4 protein-coding genes and 1 pseudogene are annotated in these 6,485 nt (G+C 73.1%); all 5 read right to left on the bottom strand.

Annotated features, from left to right (window positions below):
* On the bottom strand, nt 1–1,095 hold a 1,095-nt coding region (locus tag PYV61_RS18990; RefSeq protein WP_275834534.1), incomplete at its 3' end, for a glycosyltransferase.
* A gap of 20 nt (nt 1,096–1,115) precedes the next feature.
* Nucleotides 1,116–2,099 (bottom strand): glycosyltransferase, encoded by a 984-nt coding sequence (locus PYV61_RS18985; protein WP_275834532.1) that lies wholly within the window; start codon nt 2,097–2,099, stop codon nt 1,116–1,118.
* 57 nt (nt 2,100–2,156) lie between these two features.
* Nucleotides 2,157–3,620 (bottom strand): RNA polymerase factor sigma-54, encoded by a 1,464-nt coding sequence (gene rpoN, locus PYV61_RS18980; RefSeq protein WP_275834530.1) that lies wholly within the window; start codon nt 3,618–3,620, stop codon nt 2,157–2,159.
* A 19-nt stretch (nt 3,621–3,639) separates the two neighbouring features.
* Entirely contained in the window at nt 3,640–4,431 is a 792-nt protein-coding gene (lptB, locus tag PYV61_RS18975; protein ID WP_275834536.1) for an LPS export ABC transporter ATP-binding protein, read from the bottom strand.
* Nucleotides 4,432–4,895: 464 nt separating this feature from the next.
* Nucleotides 4,896–6,485: pseudogene (locus tag PYV61_RS18970) on the bottom strand (hypothetical protein); the annotation flags it as partial.

Raw genomic sequence — 6,485 nt, 5'->3', positions numbered from 1 at the left:
CGCGAGCGCGCCCTCGCGCGCTCCGGCGCCGAGTCGCGCGGCGCGGGCGGGGTCGCCCACCAGGCCCGCGAGCGCGGCGCCGAGCGCGACGACGCCGCCCTCGGGCACCAGCACGCCGTCCACCCCGTCGTGCACGACGTCGGGCAGACCGCCCGACGCGAACGCCACCACCGGGGTGCCGCAGAGCTGTGCCTCGACGGCGACCAGCCCCAGCCCCTCCTCGCGCGACGGGACCGCCAGCACGCGGGCCGCGCCGTACAGCTGCGCGAGCTCCGCCTGCGGGCGGGCGCCGAGCCAGCGCACGCGGGACGCGACGCCCAGCGCGTCGGCGAGCGCGCGCAGCGCGGGCTCCTCCGGGCCGTCGCCGACGATCGTCAGGGGGACGCCCGGCAGGTGCGTCGCCGCCGCGCGCAGCAGCAGGTCGATTCCCTTCTGCGCCGTCAGCCGGCCGACGAAGAGCACGCCCTCGCGCGGCGCCGCGGCGGGCGGCGCGGCGAAGCGCGCCGCGGCCACCGGCATCGGGGCGACCTCGCAGCGCAGCCCGGGCGCCATCTCGCTCGCGCGGCGGCACAGCCACGACGACACGGCGGTCAGGTCGGCGGCGCGCGCGGCCACGTGGCGGAACAACGCGCGCGCGGGCTTCACGCCGGCCGCCAGGCGGACGTCCGAGCCGTGCATCGTCAGCACGAGCGGCCGCCGCGCGCTCGCCGTCGCCGGGGCCAGCGAGAGCCCGCCGGGAAACCACCAGTGCGCGTGCACCACGTCGGCGCCCCACGCCGCCGCCTCGGCACGTGCGGCACGCGCGCCGGCGGCCACGAGGCCGAGCAACGCCGCGACGCCGCGCCTCGACCCGCGCGCCCCGTCGGCCATCGCGCCCGTGTAGGCGAGCGTCTGCCAGCCGCGCGGCGCGTAGCGGAAGCGCCGGACCGCCACGCCCTCGATCAAGTCCTCCGCGGCCAGACCCGCCGCGTCCGGGGCGAGCACGCGGACCTCGGCGCCGCGCTCCTGCAGCGCGACCGCGAGGCGGAGGAGGAAGCTCCCGGCGACGTCGTCGGGGTGGCGCGGGTACGAATGCGCGAGGAAGAGGACCCGCACGGGACGCCGCGCCGCCGCCGTCAGCCGTCGCGCGCCCGGGCCGCGCGCGCCGCGCGCTCCTCGTCCAGCTCGCGCCGCATCTCGGCCAGCTCGGCGCGCTGCTGCGCGATCAGCTCGCCGAGCAGCCCGCCGACGAAGAGCACCACGCCGACGATCACGCACGTCGTGACGACCGTCCAGATCCACCGCTGCCCGTAGCCGGCGATCGCCAGCCAGACCAGCGCGACGACGCCGAGCAGGCTGCCGAGCGCGAACAGCGCGGCGCCGAGCATCCCGAACAGGAGGAGCGGCTTGCGGCCGAAGCGCAGCTCGAACCAGACGGCGAACATGTCGAGCACGCCCACCGGGATGCGCCCGATGCCGAACTTCGAGCGGCCGGCGTGCCGCGGGTACAGCGGGACCGGGATCTCGCTGACCGAGTATCCCTGCGCCGCGGCGATCACGATCATGTAGCGGTGCCAGTCCGGGCGCACGGGAAGCCCGGTCATGATCTCGCGGCGGTACGCCTTCACGTTGTTGAGGTCCCGGACCGGGACGTCGAACAGCGAGCGGCTCAGGCGGTTGTAGATCGAGGAGACGAACGCCTTCTCGTACTTCCCCTGCTTGTAGCCGGTGACCATGTCGCTCTCGCCGGCGAGGATCGGGGCGACGAGCCGCGGGATGTCCTCCGGCTTGAACTGGAGGTCGGCCGGGTAGAAGACCAGCACCTCGCCGCGCGAGTGCAGGTAGCCGGTCCGCAGCCCGTCGGCGATCCCGCGGCGGGCGCGGTGGCGGGCGAGGTGGAGGAACGGGTACTCCCGCTCCAGCCGCTGCAGGACGCCCCACGAGTCGTCGACCGAGCCGTCGTCGACGACGACGACCTCGTAGCGGACCCCGGGGTCGGCCGCGAAGGCGGCGGCCGCCTGCTCCATGAACAGCGGCAGGTTCTCCGCCTCGTCCTTGGCGGGGACGAGGACGGAGACGTCGACGCAGTCGGGCGGCGGCACGGGCGCGAGGGCGGTCATGACCCGCCCAAGTCTAATCGCGCCGGCCCCGTCCGGCACGCGCCGGGAGGGCGCCGGTCAGACGCGCTTGCGCATCCGGGCCGAGAGGACGCCCAGCTGGTCGCGGTACTTGGCGACGGTGCGGCGGGCGATGTTCACCCCGCCCTTCTTCAGGATGTTGACGATCGCCTGGTCGGTGAGCGGGTTCTTGGCGTCCTCGCCCTGGACCAGCTTCTGGATCTGGTCCTTGATCCCGCGGGCCGACACGTCCTCGCCGTCGGTGGTCGAGAGCCCCGACGAGAAGAAGAACTTGAGCGGGAGCACGCCGCGCGGCGTCTGCACGAACTTCTCGTTCGTGACGCGGCTGACGGTGCTCTCGTGCATGTTGATCACCTCGGCCACCTCGCGCAGCGTGAGGGGCTTGAGGAACTGCACGCCCTTCTCGAAGAAGTCGCGCTGCCGGTCGACGATGTAGTTCATGACCTTCAGCATCGTCTGGCGGCGCTGCTCGATCGCCTGGATCATCCAGTTCGCCGAGTTGAGCTTCGAGGAGATGAACTCCTTGCTCTCGCCGTCGAACTTCTTCTTGTCGCGCGCGATCTCCTGGTACGCCTTGGACAGCTTGAGGCGCGGCAGGTTCGCGTCGTTCAGGAAGACGTGGTACCGGCCGTCGATCTTGTCGACGATGAGGTCCGGGATGATGTAGTTGTCGGTCCCCGCCGAGTAGAGGAGCCCCGGCTTCGGGTCCAGCTTCGCGATCTCGTCGGCGGCGCGCTGCACGTCGCTCGGCGCGATGCCGAAGCGCTTGGAGATCTCGCTCCAGCGGTGCGCGATCAGCTCGTCGAAGCAGTCGCGCACGAGGCGGAACGGCACCGAGTGCTCGAGCCCCGCGTCGCGCAGCTGCAGCATGAGGCACTCGCGCAGGTTGCGCGCGCCCACGCCCGGCGGGTCGAGGCTCTGCACGATGCGCAGCATCTCGTCCGCCTCGGGCTGCGTGAACACCGGCGCGTCGTCGCCGTCCATCCCGCGCTCCTCGGCCGAGGCGCGCACGACGTCGTTGACCGTCGCCAGGATCTCGTCGACCGGGCAGTCGAGGTACCCGTCCTCGTTGATGTTGCCGAGGAACTCCTCGGCGAGCATCAGCTGGCGCGGGTTGAGGTCGAGGAGGGTGATCTGGTCGCGCAGGTGGTCGCCCAGGTCGCGCGTGTCGACCGTGACCGGCTCGTAGTACTCCTTCTCCTCGTGCTCCTCGCGGCGCCCGCCCGTGTCGAAGCCGTCCAGGAGGATCTCCTCCCAGTCGATCTCGTCGTCCTTCTCCTTCTGCTCCTCCTCGGCTTCCGCCTGGGGCTCCTCGGTGCCCTCCTCGTCCTCCTCGTCGTCCGGCTCGACCATGTCGAGGAACGGGTTGTTGAGGAGCTCCTGCTTGAGGTGCTGCTGCAGGTCGAGCAGGGGCATGTAGAGCAGATCCATCGCCTGGTAGAGGCGCGGATTGATCTTGAGCTCCTGCTTGAGCTGGGTGCTCTGATTGAGGCCGGCTTTCATGGCACCAGTCCTTCGGATATCAGGCGGCGTCGGCGGCGCCCGGAGGGGCGGCCGTCGGCGGCCCGTCGTCGCCGCGGCCGCTGAAGCGGGCGCGGAGTCGGGCGGTGAGCGTGGGGCCCAGGTAGATCCTCGCGACCTCGTCGTCGAACACCAGCTCGCGCACGGTGCCGCTGACCTTCACCTGGCCGTCGAACATGATGTACGCGCGGTCCACGATGTCGAGCGTCTGCTCGACGTTGTGGTCGCTGATCAGCACGCCGATGTCCCGGTTGCGCAGGTCGGCGACGATGCTCTGGATGTCGTGGACGGCGATGGGGTCCACGCCGGCGAACGGCTCGTCGAGCATCATGAACTTCGGGCGCGTGACCAGCGCCCGCGTGATCTCCAGCCGCCGCCGCTCGCCGCCCGAGAGCTGGTAGGCCTTGCTGCGGCGCAGGTGCTCGATCTTGAGCTCCCCGAGCAGCTCCTCCAGGCGCGCGGCGCGCTCCTGCTTGCTGAGGTCGAGCGTCTCGAGGATGGCCAGGATGTTGTCCTCGACGGAGAGCTTGCGGAAGATCGAGGGCTCCTGCGAGAGGTAGCCGACCCCCTGCCGCGCGCGGCGGAACATGGGCATGTCGGTCACGTCGGTGCCGTCGAGCCGGATGCGACCGGCATTGGGCGCGATGAGACCGACGATCATGTAGAACGTCGTCGTCTTCCCCGCGCCATTCGGGCCCAGCAGTCCGACGATCTCGCCCTGTTGCAAGTGCAGGGCCACGTCGTTCACGACCCGGCGGTTGCGGTAGATCTTCACCAGCCCCTCGGCCTCCAGCCGGCTCCCTGAGGGGCGCCGTACGGGCGCGGATGCGGGCTGCGCCGCGACGACGTGGTGCTCCCCCGTCTGCCGGAACTCGGCCGCCGCCCGCTCCCGCACCGGGGCCAGCTGCGCCCACAGCGCCTCCGACAGCCGCACCCGTTGCGGCGCCGCCGCGTCGGGGAGCAGCGCCAAGTGGCCCAGCGACGCCAGCCGCGGGAGCACCGAGCTCACGAGGTGCTGCCGGACCTCGTCGAGCGACAGCCGCCCCGCCTCGCGCTCGGCGGCCGCCGCGCTCTCGTGGCGCAGCGCGTCGAGGTGGTCCTCGCGATAGCGGGGCGCCACCTGGTCGAGGGGCGCCTCGCCGCTCCCGTCCGCGGCGACGATCACGGCGTGCAGCGCCAGCGCCAGCGAGCGGTCCGCGGCGACCTGCTCCAGCACGGCGCGGACGGACGGCGGGAGCGGCGAGAAGTCGGGGGTCGTCACCGGACGGTAGCGCGGGGGGAGGGCGTGCCGGTCCGCGGCGGCGGGGGCGGGGTGGCCGGCGGGGTGCCAGCCGGCGGGGTCGTCGGCGGCGCTGTGGGGGGCGTCGTCGGGGGCGTCGCCGGCCGGGTACCCGGGAGCGCGCCGGCCGGCGGCGCGACCAGCCGCGGCGCGGGCACCGCGATCGAGTCCACCCGCGTCGAGTCGGCGGTGCTGTCCACGGGCTCGAGGTAGACGCCGGCCGCCGAGTCGGTGACGGTCACGACCTGCACCGCCCCGGTATCGAAGTCGACCGTGATGTTGCGCCCGCGGACGTAGTTGATCGACGGCGGCGCGGTGCGCCCCTTCTGCGACGCGACCTGGAAGAGCGAGCTGGCATTGCCGATGGCGCGGATGCGCCGCACCGGCGGCGTGCGCGACGTGTCGCCGTCTGCGCGGAGCGTGTCGAACTGCGCGTGGATCGTGTCGCCGCGCAGCAGGTCGCGCTCCTTCGAGACGATCTTGGTCGAGTCGGGGACGGTGCGCGCGACCGCGCGCCGCACGGCCCACAGCTCGCGCACCCGCTGGTTCGGCAGCACGGCGGCGATCGAGTCGGCCACCACGTCGCGCTCGGGCGACGTCGCGACCGCCCGCGACGGGCCCCACGCGAACGCGCGGTCGATCTCGCCGCCCACCAGCCGCATGTCCACGGTGTCCGACCGGAGGTTGAGGTCCTCGCTGACCACCCGCGCCGAGTCGCGCGCGACGACGCGGGTCAGCTCGCGCTCCCGCGCGAACAGGTCGATGCGCGCGCCCGACAGCGTGTACGGGCGCCCGCGCGTGCCGCGGATGTTCGCGTTGCGCAGCAAGCGCGCCACCTCGGACAGCTGGTCGAACGTCGCCGAATCGGACGTCGCGACGAGGTCGGTGCGGGTGATCTCAACCTGCCCGGACGCGAAGACCACGCTGTCGGCCTCGTCGACGATGACGTTGGCGAGGATGGTCGTGACCGAGGTGTCGCGGCCGCGGCTCGTGCTGTCGCGGCGGCCGCGGTCGGCGCCGCCGACCGCCCGCACCTCGGGGCGCCCGGTCGCGGTCAGCCGCGACGCCGGGCGCACCCGCGCGACCGCCCGCAGGTAGTCCACGGTCGGACCGCTCATCGTCGTCCCGCTCGGCAGCGTGGCGATCACGTTCCCCTCGGCGAGCAGCCGCTCCTCGTTCGTGTAGTACGTGAGGCGGAACGACGAAAGTCGATGCCGGCGCGGCTCCTCGTAGACGACGTTCCCGATCAGGATGAGCTGCCCGATGTTCTCGTAGTACTCGGCGCTGTCGGCGCGCAGGGTGCTCCCGACGGCCGGGCAGCGGACGAACACGCCGCCGCCGAAGAACGAGACCGCGTTCCCTGCCCCGTCGTTCAGCAGCTGGAAGCGCGACGTGGGATAGACGGGCGGCGTGTTGAAGGTGATGTTGCGCCCGCAGCGCCCGGTCGGGTCGGGCTCGGCGGCGCGCCGCGCGCGTGCGGGCGTGCTCGTGTCGGCGGGGACGCTGTCGGCGCGGCGCGCGGAATCGGTGCGGGCGGCGGTGTCGGCCCGCACCGCCGCGTCACGCCG

It is taken from the genome of Roseisolibacter sp. H3M3-2, from assembly GCF_029211165.1.
Lineage (GTDB): Bacteria > Gemmatimonadota > Gemmatimonadetes > Gemmatimonadales > Gemmatimonadaceae > Roseisolibacter.
The sequence above is the reverse complement of the archived record's forward strand: the minus strand, read 5'-3'. Positions and strand labels throughout refer to the sequence as shown.

Bases quoted from the DNA above. Each gene is read 5' to 3' on its own strand.
- rpoN (WP_275834530.1), bottom strand. From the start codon at position 3,620: ATGAAAGCCGGCCTCAATCAGAGCACCCAGCTCAAGCAGGAGCTCAAG.
- PYV61_RS18985 (WP_275834532.1), bottom strand. From the start codon at position 2,099: ATGACCGCCCTCGCGCCCGTGCCGCCGCCCGACTGCGTCGACGTCTCC.